This is a genomic window from Streptomyces sp. NBC_01267 (assembly GCF_036241575.1).
Classification (GTDB): Bacteria; Actinomycetota; Actinomycetes; order Streptomycetales; family Streptomycetaceae; genus Streptomyces.
The window spans coordinates 3,724,398-3,740,732 of sequence record NZ_CP108455.1; the positions used below are offsets into that span (position 1 = coordinate 3,724,398).

The 16,335-nt window shown below is 73.8% G+C and carries 15 protein-coding genes; 3 read left to right on the forward strand and 12 right to left on the reverse strand.

Going from position 1 to position 16,335, the window contains the following annotated elements:
• Positions 1–344 precede the first annotated feature (344 nt).
• Positions 345–683, forward strand: coding sequence for a chaplin (locus OG709_RS17085; RefSeq protein WP_250302556.1), 339 nt, complete (start codon positions 345–347; stop codon positions 681–683).
• 206 nt (positions 684–889) lie between these two features.
• Here OG709_RS17085 and OG709_RS17090 read toward each other — a convergent pair whose 3' ends face one another.
• Together OG709_RS17090 and OG709_RS17095 are read right to left on the reverse strand one after the other, a co-directional pair.
• Complete coding sequence (locus OG709_RS17090) at positions 890–1,750, reverse strand: tyrosinase family protein (RefSeq protein WP_250302555.1); 861 nt, start codon at positions 1,748–1,750, stop codon at positions 890–892.
• A 19-nt stretch (positions 1,751–1,769) separates the two neighbouring features.
• Positions 1,770–2,195, reverse strand: coding sequence for a tyrosinase cofactor (locus tag OG709_RS17095; protein ID WP_266642089.1), 426 nt, complete (start codon positions 2,193–2,195; stop codon positions 1,770–1,772).
• Positions 2,196–2,493: 298 nt separating this feature from the next.
• Here OG709_RS17095 and OG709_RS17100 point away from each other — a divergent pair, with 298 nt between their 5' ends.
• Positions 2,494–3,789, forward strand: a complete 1,296-nt coding sequence (locus tag OG709_RS17100; protein ID WP_374211307.1) for a cytochrome P450 — start codon at positions 2,494–2,496, stop codon at positions 3,787–3,789.
• 61 nt (positions 3,790–3,850) lie between these two features.
• On the opposite strand, the gene OG709_RS17105 is transcribed toward OG709_RS17100, so the two are convergent.
• From OG709_RS17105 to OG709_RS17120, 4 genes are all read right to left on the reverse strand, one after another.
• Positions 3,851–4,345 (reverse strand): DUF5949 family protein, encoded by a 495-nt coding sequence (locus OG709_RS17105; protein WP_250302553.1) that lies wholly within the window; start codon positions 4,343–4,345, stop codon positions 3,851–3,853.
• Between the two features lie 132 nt (positions 4,346–4,477).
• The gene (locus tag OG709_RS17110) at positions 4,478–5,044 is read right to left on the reverse strand and encodes a hypothetical protein (protein WP_266642087.1); all 567 of its coding nucleotides are present in this window, start codon (positions 5,042–5,044) and stop codon (positions 4,478–4,480) included.
• Positions 5,045–5,279: 235 nt separating this feature from the next.
• Entirely contained in the window at positions 5,280–6,536 is a 1,257-nt protein-coding gene (locus OG709_RS17115; protein WP_266642086.1) for an NAD(P)-binding domain-containing protein, read from the reverse strand.
• A 20-nt stretch (positions 6,537–6,556) separates the two neighbouring features.
• A complete protein-coding gene (locus OG709_RS17120; protein WP_250302622.1) occupies positions 6,557–7,882 on the reverse strand; it encodes a carboxylate--amine ligase in 1,326 nt (441 codons plus the stop codon).
• Between the two features lie 166 nt (positions 7,883–8,048).
• Between OG709_RS17120 and OG709_RS17125 the strand changes: the two genes are divergently transcribed.
• Entirely contained in the window at positions 8,049–9,335 is a 1,287-nt protein-coding gene (locus OG709_RS17125) for a glycoside hydrolase family 26 protein (protein ID WP_266642084.1), read from the forward strand.
• A 26-nt stretch (positions 9,336–9,361) separates the two neighbouring features.
• On the opposite strand, the gene OG709_RS17130 is transcribed toward OG709_RS17125, so the two are convergent.
• From OG709_RS17130 to OG709_RS17155, 6 genes are all read right to left on the reverse strand, one after another.
• Positions 9,362–10,519 carry a GNAT family N-acetyltransferase gene (locus OG709_RS17130; RefSeq protein WP_329166812.1) on the reverse strand — a complete coding sequence of 386 codons (1,158 nt, stop codon included), beginning with the start codon at positions 10,517–10,519 and terminating at the stop codon, positions 9,362–9,364.
• Positions 10,519–11,193 carry a lipopolysaccharide biosynthesis protein gene (locus OG709_RS17135; RefSeq protein WP_266642081.1) on the reverse strand — a complete coding sequence of 225 codons (675 nt, stop codon included), beginning with the start codon at positions 11,191–11,193 and terminating at the stop codon, positions 10,519–10,521. Before OG709_RS17135 ends, OG709_RS17130 begins: the two co-directional genes overlap by 1 nt.
• A gap of 81 nt (positions 11,194–11,274) precedes the next feature.
• Positions 11,275–12,504 carry a glycosyltransferase gene (locus tag OG709_RS17140; protein ID WP_329166814.1) on the reverse strand — a complete coding sequence of 410 codons (1,230 nt, stop codon included), beginning with the start codon at positions 12,502–12,504 and terminating at the stop codon, positions 11,275–11,277.
• Positions 12,501–13,265 carry a polysaccharide deacetylase family protein gene (locus tag OG709_RS17145; RefSeq protein WP_329166815.1) on the reverse strand — a complete coding sequence of 255 codons (765 nt, stop codon included), beginning with the start codon at positions 13,263–13,265 and terminating at the stop codon, positions 12,501–12,503. Before OG709_RS17145 ends, OG709_RS17140 begins: the two co-directional genes overlap by 4 nt.
• Complete coding sequence (murJ, locus tag OG709_RS17150) at positions 13,255–14,931, reverse strand: murein biosynthesis integral membrane protein MurJ (protein WP_326694482.1); 1,677 nt, start codon at positions 14,929–14,931, stop codon at positions 13,255–13,257. The genes OG709_RS17145 and murJ overlap by 11 nt, the downstream gene beginning before the upstream one ends.
• Positions 14,928–16,334 carry an O-antigen ligase family protein gene (locus OG709_RS17155; RefSeq protein WP_326694481.1) on the reverse strand — a complete coding sequence of 469 codons (1,407 nt, stop codon included), beginning with the start codon at positions 16,332–16,334 and terminating at the stop codon, positions 14,928–14,930. The genes murJ and OG709_RS17155 overlap by 4 nt, the downstream gene beginning before the upstream one ends.
• Position 16,335 lies beyond the last annotated feature (1 nt).

Sequence of the window (16,335 nt, forward strand, 5' to 3'; positions counted from 1 at the left end):
GCCCTGAGTCGGACAGACTCAACTTTTATCCCAACCTTATGCGCAATGGGCCATTGCCGCAGGTCAGACGGGTCGGGATCGACGAGATGGGCACCGGAGGCGCGCGACACGAGGGCGCGAGCCGGGTGCGACACGGGAGAGCCTACCGTCCGAAATGTCCGATGGCTTAGCTTATTTCCGTTTGAATGCCCCTGAGGCAGGAGGGCGCTCGTCCGCGCCGCACGCCCCTGACTTTGATCGTCATCCGTTACCGCCTGTGCGCTGCGGCGTTGAACGACTCGTCAGGCTGTGAATCCTGCGGCTGACCCCCGATGTTCCAGTTACAGAGCTCCAAGGAGAACGCAATGTCTCGAATCGTGAAGGCCGCCGCCGTACTCGCGAGCGCCGGCGCCGTCCTGGCGGGCTCCGCCGGTCTGGCCGCTGCCGACGCCGGGGCCCAGGGTGCCGCTGTCGGCTCCCCCGGTGTCATCTCGGGCAACCAGGTCCAGGTCCCGGTCCACGTCCCGATCAACCTCTGCGGCAACACCGTGAACGTGATCGGCCTGCTGAACCCGGCGTTCGGCAACACCTGCATCAACGTCGACAACCACGACCACGGTCGCGGCCACGAGCACGGCCACGAGCACGGCCACGACGAGGGCGGCTACGGTCACGGTCACGGCGAGGGCGGCTACGGCGGCTGAGTGCCCCACGCGGCACCCAACGACACAAGAACGGCGGGACCCGCGTCCCGCGCCCTGCGGCCATCCCCTCCGGGGGGTGGCCGCAGACGTGTGCATGGAGGCGAGTGCGTGGAGGCGTGTGCGTGGAGGCGTGCGCCGAATGCCCGCCCGTGCACCAGCGGCTCCGCCCGCCAGGACCTGTCCGGCCGATCTCGGCCGGACAGGTCCTACGCGTAGCGGTAGATCCCCTGGTGGCTCATCAGCGACGACGGGGTGACGCCCCAGGGCGGCATCGGCTCGTCCAGGCCGAAGACCCGGCCGCTCTGCGGATCCCCGTCGGGGAGCTTCCCGGCGGGGAGGAACCCGGCCCGCGGATGCGCCTTCTGCCAGCGGTCCCAGACCAGGTCGCAGAAGGAGTGGTGCAGCCAGAAGACCGGATCGTTGGGCGAGGTCGCGCTGTTCATCATCCCGCCCACCCAGCGGTGCACCAGATTGTGGTTGCGCCAGGGCGGACCGCCGCGGAGCCCCCAGCCCTCGAAGGTGTTGCGGAACCCGTGCGGCACGGTGGAGTCCCACGGGGCCGCGTCGTAGAACGGCTCCTTCATGGCACGGGCCAGATCGGCCCTGGTGGGCAGCGGGACCGGGTTGGCGGGGCGGCCGAAGTTCCGGGTGAGGAACGGGTTGTCGGTCACCCCGACCCGGACCTCCCAGTTGCCGTTGCGGTACGCGAACGGCCCGGTCATGACCTGCTGGTCACCCCGGCGCCCGTCCCCGCCCAGGAAGTCGTCGCCCCACAGCGCGGCGGCCGGGGTGTTGTCGACGGTCCAGTCCCAGTACGGAACGGTCACCCCCGGCGCGACCGCCTGGAGAGCACGCTCGAAGTCCAGCACGAAGCGGCGGTGCCAGGGGAAGAACGTGGGCGCCATGTGGGCGACCCGCTCACCCTGGGAGCCGTCGGGCACGTAGTACTCGCCGTGCGTCCTGACGAAGTCGTCGTACTGCCCCGAGCGCTTGACCTCCAGGACCGCCGAGACGAACCGCTTCTTCTCGGCACCGGTGAGGTTCTTCTGGTTCTTGCGGACGTACACGGTGCGGCACCTTCCCCGGTCAGAACTGCTGCATGGACGTCAACGACAGCTGGGCGGTGCCCAGTTCGTCGACCGCGCCGCGCGCCACGGCGAGCGGTGTCGGGAACGACTCGTAGTGGTTCACCATGCTGAGGTAGCCCCCGTCGGCCCGCCGCATGACGTGCAGCGGCCGTCCGTCGACGGTGATCTCGACGCCCCCGGCGGACTCGACGCCCCGGATGCGGCGCCCCCGGTACATCTCGTCGAACACCTCCCGCAGCTCCGGCAGCGGACCCGCCGCCCCGGTGCGGTCGCCGTCCGCGGTGCCCTCCGCGTTCACGATCGGGGCCAGCGCCCCGGCGGTCCCGCTCACGACACCTGCCCCGAACGCCGCCCTCAGCACCCCGCGGCGTGACAGATGCCGCAGCCACCCCGTCCTCGTCCTGCCGTGCGTCCGCACACTCATCCCGGCTCCCTCCGATTTCGGCCCGCTGAGCGGCGCGCCCCGCCGTGAGTGGTGCACGACGGACCGCGCCTCGTCGATGACATCGGTGACAACGAGGGCGCACCGGAACAGTTCTTCGCACCAGACCCGTCGGAGGGGCTCTGATCAGCCCTTACGGTCACGGTTCGCCCGTCCGGAGGAGTCCGCCGCCCCGTGCGGGGGAACCTCGCCCGCCCTGCGCGTACGGACGGACGGCGGCCCGCGCCGTACGCCACGATGACCGCCGGATCAGGGCCGGTCGGCCCGAGGGGAGGCTGAGGTGGAGAAGGTCCCGGCGCAGTCGGCCGTACGGCACACGGCCCGGCCGCAGCAGGAGATCGGCCTGGCGGATCCGGCGTTCTGGCAACTGCCGCCCGCCGCACGGCTCGACGCCTTCGCCTCGCTCCGGCGGCTCGACAGACCCGCGTACTTCGTGGAGCGCCCCGCCACCTGGCTCCGGCCCGAGCAGGGGTTCTACGCGCTGGTCACCCACGACGACGTGGTGCGGGCGAGCCGGCTGCCCCAGGTGTTCGCCAGTGCTCCCGGGGTCACCACGCCGGAGCCCGCCGGGTGGGTCAGGTTCCTGTTCGGCGATTCCATGGTCAACCTGGACGCCCCGCACCACACCCAGCTGCGCCGGGTCGTCTCGCGCGCCTTCACGCCGCGGCTGCTCGCCGCCGCCGACGAGGACATCCGCCGGGTCGCCGCGCGCATCGTGGACGACATGATCGCCGAACGGCCCGGCGAGTTCGTGGCATCGGTGGCCTCCCGGATGCCGTTCGAAGTCATCTGCAACCTCATGGGCATCCCGGAGCACTACCGTCCCGAGATCGCCGGACGGGTCGACCACGCCTCGGAGAACGTGGGGGTCGAGCGCGGTATCGCCACCCGCCTCCGCGTCCCCGGCCGGGGGCTGCGGGCGCTGGCCCGGATGCACCTGATGATGGCCACGCTGGGCCGCGAGCGGCGCCGGCGGCCCACCGGCGACCTCATCTCGGCCCTGGTCGGCGCGGACGTCGACGGCCAGGCGCTCGACGCCCGCCAGCTGGGGGCGTTCTTCTCGCTGCTGATGGTGGCCGGAGTGGAGACCACCCGCAACGCGATCACTCACGCGCTGGCCCTGCTGACCGACCACCCGGAGCAACGGGCCCTGCTCGCCTCGGACTTCGACCGGTACGCCGACGGCGCGGTCGACGAGATCCTGCGGCACTCGACGCCGATCATCCAGTTCCGCAGGACGGTACGGGCGGAGTACTCGCTGGGCGGGCGCACCTTCCGCCCCGGCGACAAGGTGGTCCTCTACTACGCGTCCGCCAACCGCGACGAGGCGGTCTTCCCCGACCCGGACGCCTTCGACATCACCCGCAGCCCCAACCCCCACCTGGGGTACGGGGGCGGCGGACCGCACTTCTGCCTGGGCGCCCATCTGGCCCGCCAGGAGATCAAGGCCCTCTTCCGCGAGCTGCTGAGCCGCCCGCGGGCGCTGCGCGCGGTGGGCGTCCCCGAGCTGGCCGGGTCGAACTTCGACAACCGGGTGCGCGCGCTGCGGTTCGCCTTCGACCCGCCGGCCCCGTAACGGCCCCGCCGGGGCCGGAGCACGGGCCCCGGTCCCCCGTCCGCCCGGCCGCGGAGCCGGGTCACCTCCGCAGCTGGGTGACCGGCAGCAGGCAGTGCGCGGACGTGCTGAGCATGGTCTCGTCGCCGACGAACGCGGTGAGCGTCTCCTCGGACACCTGCCGGCCCGGGGCCGCCTCCGGCCACGGCTTCGCGGCGAACATGAAGTGCACCTCGCCCTGGTCGGCGACGGCCCGGAGCCACTCGGCCGGGACGGTGCACTGGGCTTTCAGGTACGGCATGTCGAGCACCGCCTGACCGCCCTCGACGAGCAGCCGTACCGGGAAGCCGGGCCGCGAGCCGTCGGCCAGCTCGCTGCCCATCGGGATGCCCAGCTCGGCGAAGACCGCACGGACCGCGGCCTCACCGGCCTCGGCCCCGTCCTTCCCGTCGCCGAGCGAGTACGCGAGCAGATAGGGCTTGTTGTGCGTGTCGGGGTCGCCGGACCAGGCGAGCACGGAGAGCGTGCCCAACTGGGCGCGTCGGGCGGTGCTGGTGGCGGTCTGGGATGCGGTCATGGCTCGGGACCCTAGTGGCGGGCCACCCCGCCGAAGGCGGCCGTTCACCCGGATGGAGCAATCGGGCGGCCCAAAGCCATCACTTCAGGGCGTGTGTGCGGCGACCCCGTGCACCGGTCGCCCGACAGGCCCTCAGAGCTTCCAGACCGCCGTGGTGGTGTCCGCTCCGCTCCCGTCGCCGAAGTGCACCGAGGCCACGGACGCGGTCTCCGGCACCTCGAACACGAACCAGCCCTCGTCCCGTTCCCCCGCGGCGAGCGACCGGTACACGAAGGGTGCGCCGGTCGTCAGGTCACCCGTGGCGACCGGCCGGTGGCGCTGCCCCGCGCTGTCGACGATCCAGACGGAACCGGGGACCGCACGGTAGGCGGTACCGCCCACATTGACGATCTCGAACTCGATCCCCGTCCGGCGCAGCCCCGGCCCCGCGGCGGGCCCGGCCATCACGGTGATCGCCGGGTCGACGAAGGCGCCCGTGGTGACCTGGAGGTGGCGGCCTTTCCCCGCCCCGCTCCCCGCCCCCCGCAGATCGGCCGTGTCGCCGAGCCGCGCGGGGGCCGACGCGCTGCCCGGGGGTCCGGCCGCCGGACGGACGGTGGCGGTCCCCGCCGGGCCGGCGTCGTCGGTGCCGGGCGAACCCTGACAGGCCGTGAGGCCCAGCAGCAGGACCGCGAGCAGTGCGGATCTCGGAACGTTCATGTGCTCTCCATATGCCATCTGCCGAACTTGCTTCGGCAGAGCGGGAGTTGACCGGAGAGGCGACTGCGGGAGGACGGGCTGCCCAGGACCGTGCGGGCCTGGACAGCCCGGCAGGGAAACGAAGTTCCCCATGCGACGCCGTGGTCAACGATTGACGGTTGAATGTGTTACTGCCGGGACGCCGTACCGCATGCCGTACCGCATGCCGTACCGCACGCCGTCCGGGGGACCGGACTCACCGCACGCCTGCCCGCGACCGGACCTCCCCCGGCTGCCCGGGTACGGACCCGGACCGGCTCAGCCTGTACCGGACCCCGCGCACCAGCCGTCCCGCGGTGAAGGTGGCCCCGTGCACGAAACGCATCGACGGGCCGAACGACGGCGCGGCCAGCAGCCCCGCGAAGAACAGTCCGGGGTACGAGGACTCGAACCCCGCGCTCAGCTCCGGCGAGCGGCTGGGACCGACGGTCGCCAGCGAGCACCGCAGCCGGTCGTCGAGCATGCCCAGACGGCCGAGGTCCGGGGTGAAACCGGTGGCCGCGACGACATGGTCGGTCTCGACGGTCCGGGTGCTCGTACGGGTTCCGGCGGCGGCCAGCACGAGCCGCACCCGGCCGTCCGCCTCGGTGGCGCTCAGCATCTCGTGCCCCAGCTCCACCGGCACCCGCTGCTCGAAGCGGTCGCGCAGCCACCAGGCACCGGCAGGGCCCAGCGCGGTGGCGGCGATCCGGGCCCGGGTGCGGCCCGGCAGATGACGTACGCAGCCGGGGATCTCCGACCAGACCCAGCTGCTCCAGCCCGTGCCGAGGCCGCTGTGCGGTTCGCGGAGCGCGCGCAGCGGGCTCCGGCGCAGCGGCTGCGGCGGGGTGTTCCAGTGCAGTCGGTCCGCGCGGGCCAGCAGCCTCGGCCGGGCGCCGTGTTCGGCGAGCAGGGCCGCGGTCTCCAGCGCCGCCTGGCCCGCGCCCACCACCGTCACGTCCTGGCCGGCGAAGCGGCTCAGGTCCCGGTGGCCGCTGCTGTGCGAGTAGCGGTCGCCGGGCAGCGCCCGCAGCGGGGCGGGGATGTTGACGAACGGCAGCACGCCGATCGCGAGGGCCACCGTGCGCGTACGGAACGACTCGCCCTCGGCCGTCTCGACCAGGAACCCGCCGGGGCCCGGCACCACCCGGGTGACGGTCAGTTCCTCGGGCCGCGGCGCGGCCCGCCGGGCGAACCACAGGCCGTACTCGGTGAAGGTGCTGATGGCGAGCGGGTTGCCGTGGGTGGGGCGCAGGCCGCGGGCGGAGCAGTACGCGTCGAGGGTGTGGCGGCCCGCCGGGTCGGACAGGTTGGACGCCCAGGGCTCCGACTTCAGGAACATGCCGTGCGGCATGTGGTCGCGCCAGGACGCCATCGGCCTGCCGAGCACCCGGGTCCGCAGCCCTGCGGTCGCGGCATGGGCGGCTACGGACAGCCCGTAGGGACCGGCTCCGATGACTGCCAGGTCGTACATGATGCGGTCCTCGCTCTTTCTCATCGTGGCGCGGACGCCGGGTCGAGAGGGTGGGTGGAACTCCCGCCGGGAGAGGCCCGGGTGGCGGGCACTCCGCCGCCTCGGCGCGGCCCCGGACGCAGCCGCCGCGCGCCCTTGCGCAGCCCCTTGCCGCACCACACCGCGCCCATGGCCAGGAAGGGGGAGACGTCGTCGCCCGCGAACCAGGCCCGCTCGGTACCGGCCTTTTCGGTACCGGCCCGCCCGCCCCCGCGCGTACCGCCCGCCGCGAAGGGCCAGGGGCGGCCCCCCGAGGCGAGCAGCGAGAGCAGCGCGTAGTTCTCCGCGACGAAGACCCGGCCGGGGCGGGCGGCCGGAGGGGGCACGGTGCGGCCGGTCAGATCCAGGTACTGCGCCCGTACGACATCGAGCCCCGACCGGTCGGTGAAGAGGCGGAACTGGGCGCCGGGGCGCGGGTTGAAGTCCAGCAGGTGGAACCGGCCGGTCGACGGGTCGCGGCGGAAGTCGAGGTCGAGGATGCCGCGGTAGCCGACATGGGCGGCCAGCCGCCCGGCGGCCAGCTCCACCTCCCGGTTGGGCTGCCAGCTGCCCATCGCGGTGAGCCCGGCGCGGACCGGCCAGGACAGCACCTTGCGGCCGGTGCCGCCCATCAGGCAGCGGTCCCGGTCGGCGAAGTAGCCGTGGAAGAACCAGTCGTTGCCCGGCTCGTACGGCAGCCAGCGCTGGAGGAGCAGCCTGCTGCCCGCCGTGGTGTGCTGCTCGTACAGCCGTGCCGCGTCGGCCGCCGAGCGCACCAGCGTCGTACTGCGCAGCCCCGAACCGGTGGGCAGCAGCCAGGGCCGGCTCCACTTGGCGACCATCGGCAGGCCCAGTTCGCGGGCCGCCGACGCCGCGTCGGCGGCGCTGCCGGGGATCACCGTGGCCGGATGGGCGATCCCCGACTCGGCACAGAGCCCGGCGAGTTCGGACTTGTCGGCGAGCCGCTCCGGCAGGTCGAGCGGCTGCGCGGGCAGCAGGTAGCGCCCGGTCAGCCGCGGGGCGAGCGCGGCGACGTGGATGGCGCTGATGTCGTCCATCGCGATCAGTACGGCCGGTCTGCCGATCCGGTCGGAGATCCTCAGGAGCATCTTCCGGAAGACGTCAGGGGTGATGCGGCCCTGCGGCCGGAGGTGCGAGTGGTGCAGATGGCGCGACCTGGTGACGGGGCTGTCGGCCGACTCGACCACGGCATGGACCTCCACCCCGGCCCGCCCCAGCGACCTGACGGCCCCGAGGGTGCCGTGGTGCAGGGGATTGCGGTCGAGCCGGAGGAGCAGGGCCGGAGCCCCGGCGCCGAACGGTGGCATGCACGTCACGTCTTTCACCTGGATGGAGCTGACTGGAAGTCACCGGGCCCGCACATGGCCTAATGCCGGGTGCCCGAGCGGCCCGTGGGTTGCACGGTGTGACCAGAGCCGATGAGTCCGCCGATTCAGTGACTCGGAACCAGTGGGATCGACGAGGAGGAGCCGTATGCCTCACCACCACCGCCGACTGACGGGCGCGTGCATCGGAGCCGTTGCCGCCGGTCTTCTCATGACCGGCGCGGGCCTCGCGCAGGGGGCGCCCCTCCCGTTGCCCCCCGGACCCGCGCCCGCCGGATCCGCACCGCCCGGACCGGCGCCCGCCGCGTCCCCGGCCCCGGAGCCCGCGGTGGGCGCGTACCTGGACTACGGGGCGGCCGGTGTGCGCCGCATGGCGGACCTGTCGCGCTGGCTGGGCGGCGCGGACCTGCGGGTCGGGCACACCTACCTGCCCGGCGACGACTGGTCCAACATCGAGGGCCGGCCCGCGTTCCTGGGGACCTGGGCGGCCTGGCGGCGCGCCGAGGCCGACCGGATGTTCGTGCTCAACGTGCCCATGCAGGAGCACAACGAGGACCGGGTCTCCGACTACGAGGTCCGGGACCTGATCCAGCAGGGCGCCCGCGGCGACTTCGACGAGCACTACCGCAAGCTCGCCCGGCGGCTGGTGTCCCTGGGGGTGCCCGACACGGTGGTCGTGCTGGGCTGGGAGATGAACGGGACGACGTTCACGTCCCGCTGCGGGCCGGACCCCGAGGGCTGGAAGACGTACTGGAACCGGATCGTCGCGGCGATGCGCTCCGTGCCCGGTCAGAAGTTCACCTTCGACTTCGCGCCCAACCGCGGCCCGGACGACGTCCCCTGGACCGCGTGCTACCCGGGTGACGACTCGGTCGACGTCATCGGGATGGACTCCTACGACCAGCCGCCGGGCAACAGCTTCGACGACCAGGTGAAGGGGCCGTACGGGCTCCAGGCACAGGTCGACTTCGCCGCCGCGCACCGGAAGCAGATCTCCTACCCGGAGTGGGGACTGTTCAAGAACGGCGACAACACCGACTACATGCGCCGGATGCTCGACTGGTTCGACGTGCACAGACCGCTCTACCAGACCATCACGGACTACTGCCCGCACGGGGTGTGGCAGTGCGGGCAGAACCCGAGGGCGGCGGAGATCTTCCGGACGAAGGTGTCCGAGGAGGCCAAGCCTGAGGAGACGGGGTCGGAGGAGACGGGGTCGGCGGAGACGGGACCGCAGCCGAGTACGCAGCCCGGTACCCCGCCGAGCGCCCGGCCCAGCACGCAGCCCACGCCCGGGACCGGCATGCCCCCCGTCGCACCGGAGGCCCCACCGCAGACCAACACCAGGGAGTGGTGCCTCCCGGCCGGTCTGGGCGAGTGGCTCGGCCGGTGGGTGGATCCCCGGCAGATCTGCGTCGGTCTCCCGGGCCGCTGACAGCGCCGTGTACGGCGGGCAGGGCGTCATCTCCCGGCGCCCGCCCGCCAGTTGCCGATCCTGGCCCGCCACTCGCGCACCACGGGCACGAGTGCACGCGCCGTCCCGGCCGCCCGCTCCCGGCCGGCCAACTGGGCCGCGTACAGGCTCAGGACCGGCGCGAGCGCGGACGGCGCGAGCAGCAGCCGCTGGTTGGTGACGACGGCCGGGCGCCAGTGGCACTTGTACGGCTCGGTGCCGCGCAGCAGGCTGATCACGCTCCGGCCGGTCTCGGCGGCGTGCCGGGCGTCGCGGCGCAGCAGCATCGTCGCGACGTCGACCTTCCTCGTACGGAGCTGCGGGTCGGCCCCGTACAGATAGCCGCCGGTGAGCCGCGCGGACTGGAGCGTGACATTGGCGGCGACCACCGCGCCGTCCAGCCGGTACTCGGTGAGCGCCGCGTCGCCGTCCCTGACCATGCGCTGGGTGGCGCGTGTCAGATGTTCGGCGAAGCGCGGCCTGAGGTGCTCGGGGGTGACCCCGCGCCCGCGCCACTGGAGTTCATGGAGCCGCAGCAACTCCCTCACAGAGCCTGGCACTTCATGCTCCGTGACGGTGCGCTCCTCGATCCGGAGCGCGTCCAGCTTGCGCAGTTTCGCCCGGACCCGCTGGGCCCTGGAGGCCGCGAGCCGCTTCATGAGCGCGTCGATGGGCTCGGCGGGAAGCTCCAGACAGACGGAGTCGTCGAGCCTGCGCCGCACCCCCGGCCAGCGGTCGAAGAGCTGCTCGGCGGCGGCCCCGGGGCGCACCTCGCGCAGGTCGATCACCGCGTGCCGCGCGGCCCGCCGGAGCCCCTCGGCCAGGGCGGACAGCGTGCCGGGCGGGTCCGTGGCGTCGACCAGGACGTCCGAGAAGTCGGAGATCCCACCGCCGAGCGGCACGAGCAGCGGCAGCGGCCGGTGCACCAGCATCAGCGGCGCGGCGCCCACCAGCCGGCCGTCGCGCCGTACCAGAACCACCCGCAGCCGACCCGGCGTGCCGTACGACAGCCACCAGGAGTGCAGCCAGGAATGGCTCTGAAACGGAGTGGCGGTGGCGCAACCGCGGTGCAGCGCCGTCCACTCCTGCTCCAGCGCGGCGAACTGCCCGGCCTCCCGGCACAGCGTCACCACGAGGCCCGGCCGGGGCCCGGTCGCCACGGGCATCAGACGTGTTCCTTCACCTGGGCGAGTTCAGCGGGGGCCGGGACGTTGCCGGCGGGGGCCGGGACGTTACCGGCGGGGCTCCACTGCTTACGGCGCGGGCGCACCAGCAGGGCGAGGGCGCCGACGAGGCCGCCCGCGCAGCCGCCGACGGCCGCCGCCAGGGGCCGCGACGGCGAGGCGGCCGTCGAGGGGGCGACGGCCTGCGAGAAGAGGACGAGCCGGACGCCGGTGTTCCTCGCCGCGCCGTTGCCGCTGAGCGTGAGAGCGTCGGCGACCGCGTTGGCGATGTCGGCGGCCTTGCCCGGCCGGGTCGCCGTGCCGGTGATCCCGATCATCGGGGACTCCGGCGAGGTCTCCGTCCGGACGTGCCGTCCCAGCGTTCGGGCCGGGACGCCCGCGGCGGTCTGGGCGTAGGCCAGGGTGGCGGTGCTGGTGGAGATGCGTCCGTACGCCTGGGCGAAGCCGAGGGCGGTGGCCGCGTCGGAGCCGGTCTCGGGCACCGCGACGACGTAACTGGTGGCGTCGTACGCACGCGGCGCGAGCACTCCGTACGCCGCCCCGCCCGCCAGGCCGACGAGGGCGCACACCGGCAGCGGCCACCAGACCGGCGTCGCGAACCTACGGCGCCGGAAGATCCGCCGGGTGTCGAGCTCTTCCTTGGGTGCATCGGTCATGGGTCGCTCACTTCTTCGTCGGGTGCACGGAACCGTGTTCAGGGGGATGGCGATCTGGGGGCGGCGATCAGAGGACGGCGTTCAGGGGATCGCGTTCAGGGACGGAAAGGCGCGGTCGCGGGCCGGCGCGCGGGCGACGGCGCGCGTGTACACGCCCAGCAGACCGGCGGCGCTGCGCACGATGTCGTAGTGGCCGACGAGCGGCGGTGGCGCCAACCGCCTCTGCCCGGCGTCGAGTTGCCGTCGCAGCTCCGCCTCCAGTGCGTCGGCCCGGCTCTCGACCCGGACGGCGCCGGGCGTCAGCGCCGCGGGCAGGTCGTCGACGGCGGGGCAGGCGGCGTGGAGGACGGGCAGCCCGGCGGCCAGCGCCTCGACCACGGCCAGCCCGAACGACTCCTCCTCGGAGGCGGAGACGAAGACGTCCAGGGCGGCCAGTACGGCGGGAACGGTGAGGGCGGCGGGATCGGCCGGCGCCCCGGCATCCCGTGCCGCGCCCCCGGCCGCGCCCCTCGCCGCGGCACTCTCCGCGCCCCGCGTCCCGTCCCCCGCCGCGCACTCACCGAGGAACCGCACCCGGTCGGCCACCCCCAACTGCCCGGCCAGCGCGGCCAGCGACGCCCGCTCGGGCCCGTCCCCCGCCAGCAGCAGCCGCACCCCGGGCAGCCCCGCGACAGCCCGTACCAGCAGGTCGAACCGCTTGCCCGGCACCAGTCGGCCCACCCCGCCCACCACGAACGCACCCTCGGGCAGCCCCAGTTGGGCCCGCGTCGCGGCCCGGCGCAGCGGGTCGTACCGGTAGGTGTCCACCTCGATGCCGTTCGGTACGACGTGGATGCGCCGCGCCGGAATCCCCCAGCCGCGCAACCGGTCCGCGACGGTCGCCGAGACGGCCACCGTCGCCGAGCCGAGCCGCTCGGTGCGCAGGTACAGCTCGCGGGTGGAACGGGTGAGCGGGCGCCCCTCGATGTACCGCTCGCCCAGCGAGTGTTCGGTGGCGACGACGGCCCGGACCCCGGCCGTCCGGGCGGCGATCCGGCCGTACACACAGGCGCGGTAGAGATGGGTGTGGACCAGGTCGTACCCGCCCCGCCGGACGAGCCTGGCCAGCCGGGGCAGCGCGGCGAGGTCGCGGTTGCCCTTCATCTCCAGGTGCGTGACCGGCACCCCGTCGGCGCGCAGCCCCTCGGCGACCGGACCCGGGTTGGTGAGGGTGACCACCTCGCACTCGACCGGCAGGTGCCGCAGCAGCAGCCGCAGTTGCTGCTCGGCTCCGCCGACCCCGAGCCCGGTGATGACGTGCAGGACCTTCACCGGCCACCCCCGCGCCGCAGCCCCCCGGCCCGGTGCAGCAACTGCTTCGTGCGCAGCCGCAGCCCGCGGTCCGCGTGGCTGACGTGGGCGCGCGCCAGCGCGTGGTCGCCGCCGAGCGGACCGGGGTCGATGGCGCAGCCGTAGGTGTAACCGGCGTCCCGTACGGCGTCGACGGTCCGCCGGTCGATGGCGCCGTACGGATAGCAGAAGCCGTCCGGCGCGCTTCCGGTGATCCGGCCGAGCAGCTCGCGGCTGCCCAGGATCTCCTTGCGCAGGACGTCCTCCGTGGTCCCGGTGAGGTCCTGGTGGCACTGGCCGTGCGACCCGATCTCCATGCCCGCGTCGGCCGCGGCCCTGATGCCCGCCGCGGTGAGCAGCGGTTTACGCGGGCCGAGCACGTCCCAGGCGTTCTCACCGCCGAGCCTGCCGGGCAGGACGAACACCGTCGCGGTGCACCCGTGGCGCTGCAGCAGCGGCAGCGCGTGGTCGAGGAAGTCGCGGTACCCGTCGTCGAAGGTCAGCCCGACGAGCCCCCGGTCGCGCCCGGCCGCGCGGGCCCGCAGCAGCGCGCCGACGCCGACACCGGTCAGCCCGTTCCGGCGCAGCCAGCGCAGTTGGAGGTCCAGCCGCGCGGGGGCGACGGTGATGCCGTACGGGTCGTCGGACGGGTCACCCACCGAGTGGTACATCAGGATCCACGGCCGGGTGCGCGGGCGGGCTGCGAGCGGGGCGGCGTCACGGGACGCCGTGTCAGCGGACATGACGGATCCTTTGTTCGGCGAGGTCGAGCAGACCGGCGACCTCGGGCGAGCGGAGTGCCAGCGCGGCGGCGGTGAAGACACCGGGCACCAGCAGGCAGCCGAGCGCGAGACCCAGCGGTGCGCCCGGCACCAGCGGCGTGACCAGCCAGCCCGCCGCTCCGGCCGCGGTGGCGGCGACGGTCAGCCTGCCGAGCGTCGCGGTGACCGCGCGCACCCGGATGGGGACCACCCGCGAGCCGAGCCCGCGGAGCAGCAGCAGCGCGGTGACGGTGATGCCCAGGGCGTTGGCCGCGGCGATGCCGTACACCCCCCACGGCCCGACCGCGAGGGCCCCGGCGACCGTGTTGACGAGCAGCCCGGCGGCCATCGCGGCGGCCGGGAACCAGGTGGGCCGGGTCGTCGAGAAGAACGGCCTGCCCAGCGCGCCGACCAGGCACTGGCCGAGCAGCCCGAGCGCGTACACCCGCATCACGGCGGCCGTCGTCGCGGTGTCCCGGGCGGTGAACAGGCCGCGCTGGAAAAGGACTTCGACGATCTGCGGCGCGCAGGCGACGACCACCGCGGTGCCCATCAGCACCACGACCCCGGCCAGCGCGAGGTCCCGCTCCACCCGGCGGCGCGCCTGGTCCTCGTCGCCGTCCGACACGGCCTGGGCGACCACCGGGAAGGTGACCGTACAGATCATCAGGGACAGCACCATCGGCACCTGCGCGACCTTCTGCGCGTAGTTGAGGTGCGAGATGGCCCCGGCGGGCAGCGCCGCGGCGAGGAACCGCTCGATGAGGACCTGGGACTGGCGGCAGAGGGTGAAGACGATGACCGGCGCCAGCACCCCGAGGCCGAGCAGCGCGGGCCGCGCGGGCCGGACCGGCGCCGTACCACCGCGGACCAGCAGCCCCTCCGCACCCGGCCCGGCGGACATCTTCCGTACGAAGAACGGCAGTTGGGCCAGCACCATCAGCACACTGCCCGCGGCGACCCCGGCCGCCGCGGCCCGCACCCCCCACAGCGAGTGCAGCACCAGCATGGTCACGATGATGCCGACGTTGTACGCCAGGTAGATGGAGGCGGGCGGCAGATAGCTGCGGTGCGCGCGCAGCGCCGCGCTGAGGTAGCCGGTGATACCGAACGAGAGCACCGTGACGGCCGTCAGCCGGGTGCATTCCACGGCCAGTCGGGGATCGGCGAGACCGGGCGCCAGTACGTCCACGACCACCGGCGCACCCAGCACCAGCGCCCCGGTGGCGCACCCGAGCAGGACGAACAGCCGGGGCAGCGTGCCGGAGACCAGGGTGCGTACGGGGTCCGGGTGGTCCCCCGCCGCGCGCCGGGCGAGCGCGTGGCTGAAGGCCGGGACGAGCACCAGCGCCATCGCGTCCTCGATGAGCAGCGTGGACGCCATCTCGGGCACGGTCCAGGAGATCAGGAACGCGTCGCTGTCCGGGCCCGCGCCGAAGAGGTGCGCGATGCTCTGGTCCCGGACCAGTCCGAGCAGCGAACCGGCGATGGTCAGCACGGCGGTGACGGCCGCCGCCCTGGCCAGTACCCGGCCGAGCCGTGGCGGCCCCTGCTCGGCGGGCGGCGCGAGCGCGGCGGGAACGGCCGGGGGCGGCACGGCCGTCCGGGCTCCGGCGCGCGGTTGTGCGCCCGTGGTCGTCTCGTTCACACCTGCTCCGGAATCCGGGCCCCGGCGAACCGCGTACCGGGACCCGGCCCGGCCAGCGCCCACCAGGCGATGAGGCCGAAGACGATGCCGGTGAGGGCGGTGGAGGGGCCGCCGATGTCGGCGTACAGGAAGTCGACGGCCTGCCAGACCGCGAGCCCCACCGCGACGAGTCCGCAGTCGGCGGCGGACCCACCGGATCCGCCGAACCCCCGGGTTCTCCGGGCGCCGAGCACTCTGCGTACCCCGCCCACCAGCAGCGCGGCCCAGCTCCCGGCCAGCGCGGTGACGCCGATGAGGCCCTGCTCGCTGAGCACCAGCAGATACATGTTGTGCGGCGAGAGCAGCGGCTGACGCTCGTAGGCGTGGCCCGCGCCCGCGGTGTCGCTGCCCGAGGAGAGCCCGAGCGAGGCGTGCCCGTCGCGATGGGCGGGGAACCCCTTGAGGCCGACACCGGTCACGGGCTCCTGCTGCCACATGCTCACCGCGGCGGCCCACATCGTGTACCGGTCGGTGACCGACTGGTCGGGGGCGTCGGTGACCCGGGTGATGCTGCTGAGCCGCTCCGCGATGAGCTGCGAACCGACCCCGAACCCCCCGACCAGGACGACCGCCGCCGCGATCAGCGCGGCCAGCACCCGCACCGCCGTGCGCAGCCCGGCGAGCAGGACGACCACGAGGCCCGCGAGGACTGTGGCGATCCACGCCCCCCTGCTGAAGGAGAACACCAGGGGCACCAGGAGCGCGACGGCGACGAGGAGTGCGACGGGGCGCAGCCACCGGGGCGCGCCGGGCGCGGGACGGAGCGCCGGCGCGAGGGCGACGACCAGGCCGTACGCCACGACGGTGGCCATCCCCATGATGTCGGTGGGGCCGAAGGTGCCGACCGCCCGGACGTCGGAGCCCATGTAGGAGGCGCCGGTACCGGTGGCGTACTGGTCGACGCCGACGGCCCCCTGGACCACCGCGAGCACGACGAAGGACCCGGCCACCACCCGGAAGTCACCGGCGTCCCTGAGCAGCAGCACGACGGCGGCCGGGACCAGCACGAACAGCTGGAGGTACCGCACGAAGCCGGGCAGTGCGGCGACCGGATCGTCCGCCGTCAGGGTGGCGACGGCCAGCCCGATCACCGGGACGCCCAGCACCAGCGCGGCGGCCGGGGTCAGCGGGCGCGACCGGTGGCGCAGCAGCCGTACCGCGCAGAACAGCACGAGGAACGCCGACGCCACATCGGAGACGGAGACGTTGGTGGAGGTGCTGGAGCCGTTCCCGAACTCGACGGGGACGGCCAGCAGCAGCACCGGCGCGACGACGGGTACGACCGGCCACCGGTGGAGCAACCGCCGGGCGGGCCGGTGCCTACGCGGCCGGGGCAGGGCGGTCTCGGTACCGAGGGCGGTCATG

Coding starts and splice junctions, on each gene's coding strand:
- OG709_RS17085 (WP_250302556.1), top strand. CDS start 345: ATGTCTCGAATCGTGAAGGCCGCCGCCGTACTCGCGAGCGCCGGCGCC.
- OG709_RS17105 (WP_250302553.1), bottom strand. CDS start 4,345: ATGACCGCATCCCAGACCGCCACCAGCACCGCCCGACGCGCCCAGTTG.
- OG709_RS17145 (WP_329166815.1), bottom strand. CDS start 13,265: ATGTCCGCTGACACGGCGTCCCGTGACGCCGCCCCGCTCGCAGCCCGC.
- OG709_RS17095 (WP_266642089.1), bottom strand. CDS start 2,195: ATGAGTGTGCGGACGCACGGCAGGACGAGGACGGGGTGGCTGCGGCAT.
- OG709_RS17135 (WP_266642081.1), bottom strand. CDS start 11,193: ATGACCGATGCACCCAAGGAAGAGCTCGACACCCGGCGGATCTTCCGG.
- OG709_RS17115 (WP_266642086.1), bottom strand. CDS start 6,536: ATGTACGACCTGGCAGTCATCGGAGCCGGTCCCTACGGGCTGTCCGTA.
- OG709_RS17125 (WP_266642084.1), top strand. CDS start 8,049: ATGCCTCACCACCACCGCCGACTGACGGGCGCGTGCATCGGAGCCGTT.
- OG709_RS17155 (WP_326694481.1), bottom strand. CDS start 16,334: ATGACCGCCCTCGGTACCGAGACCGCCCTGCCCCGGCCGCGTAGGCAC.
- OG709_RS17130 (WP_329166812.1), bottom strand. CDS start 10,519: ATGCCCGTGGCGACCGGGCCCCGGCCGGGCCTCGTGGTGACGCTGTGC.
- OG709_RS17120 (WP_250302622.1), bottom strand. CDS start 7,882: ATGCCACCGTTCGGCGCCGGGGCTCCGGCCCTGCTCCTCCGGCTCGAC.
- OG709_RS17110 (WP_266642087.1), bottom strand. CDS start 5,044: ATGAACGTTCCGAGATCCGCACTGCTCGCGGTCCTGCTGCTGGGCCTC.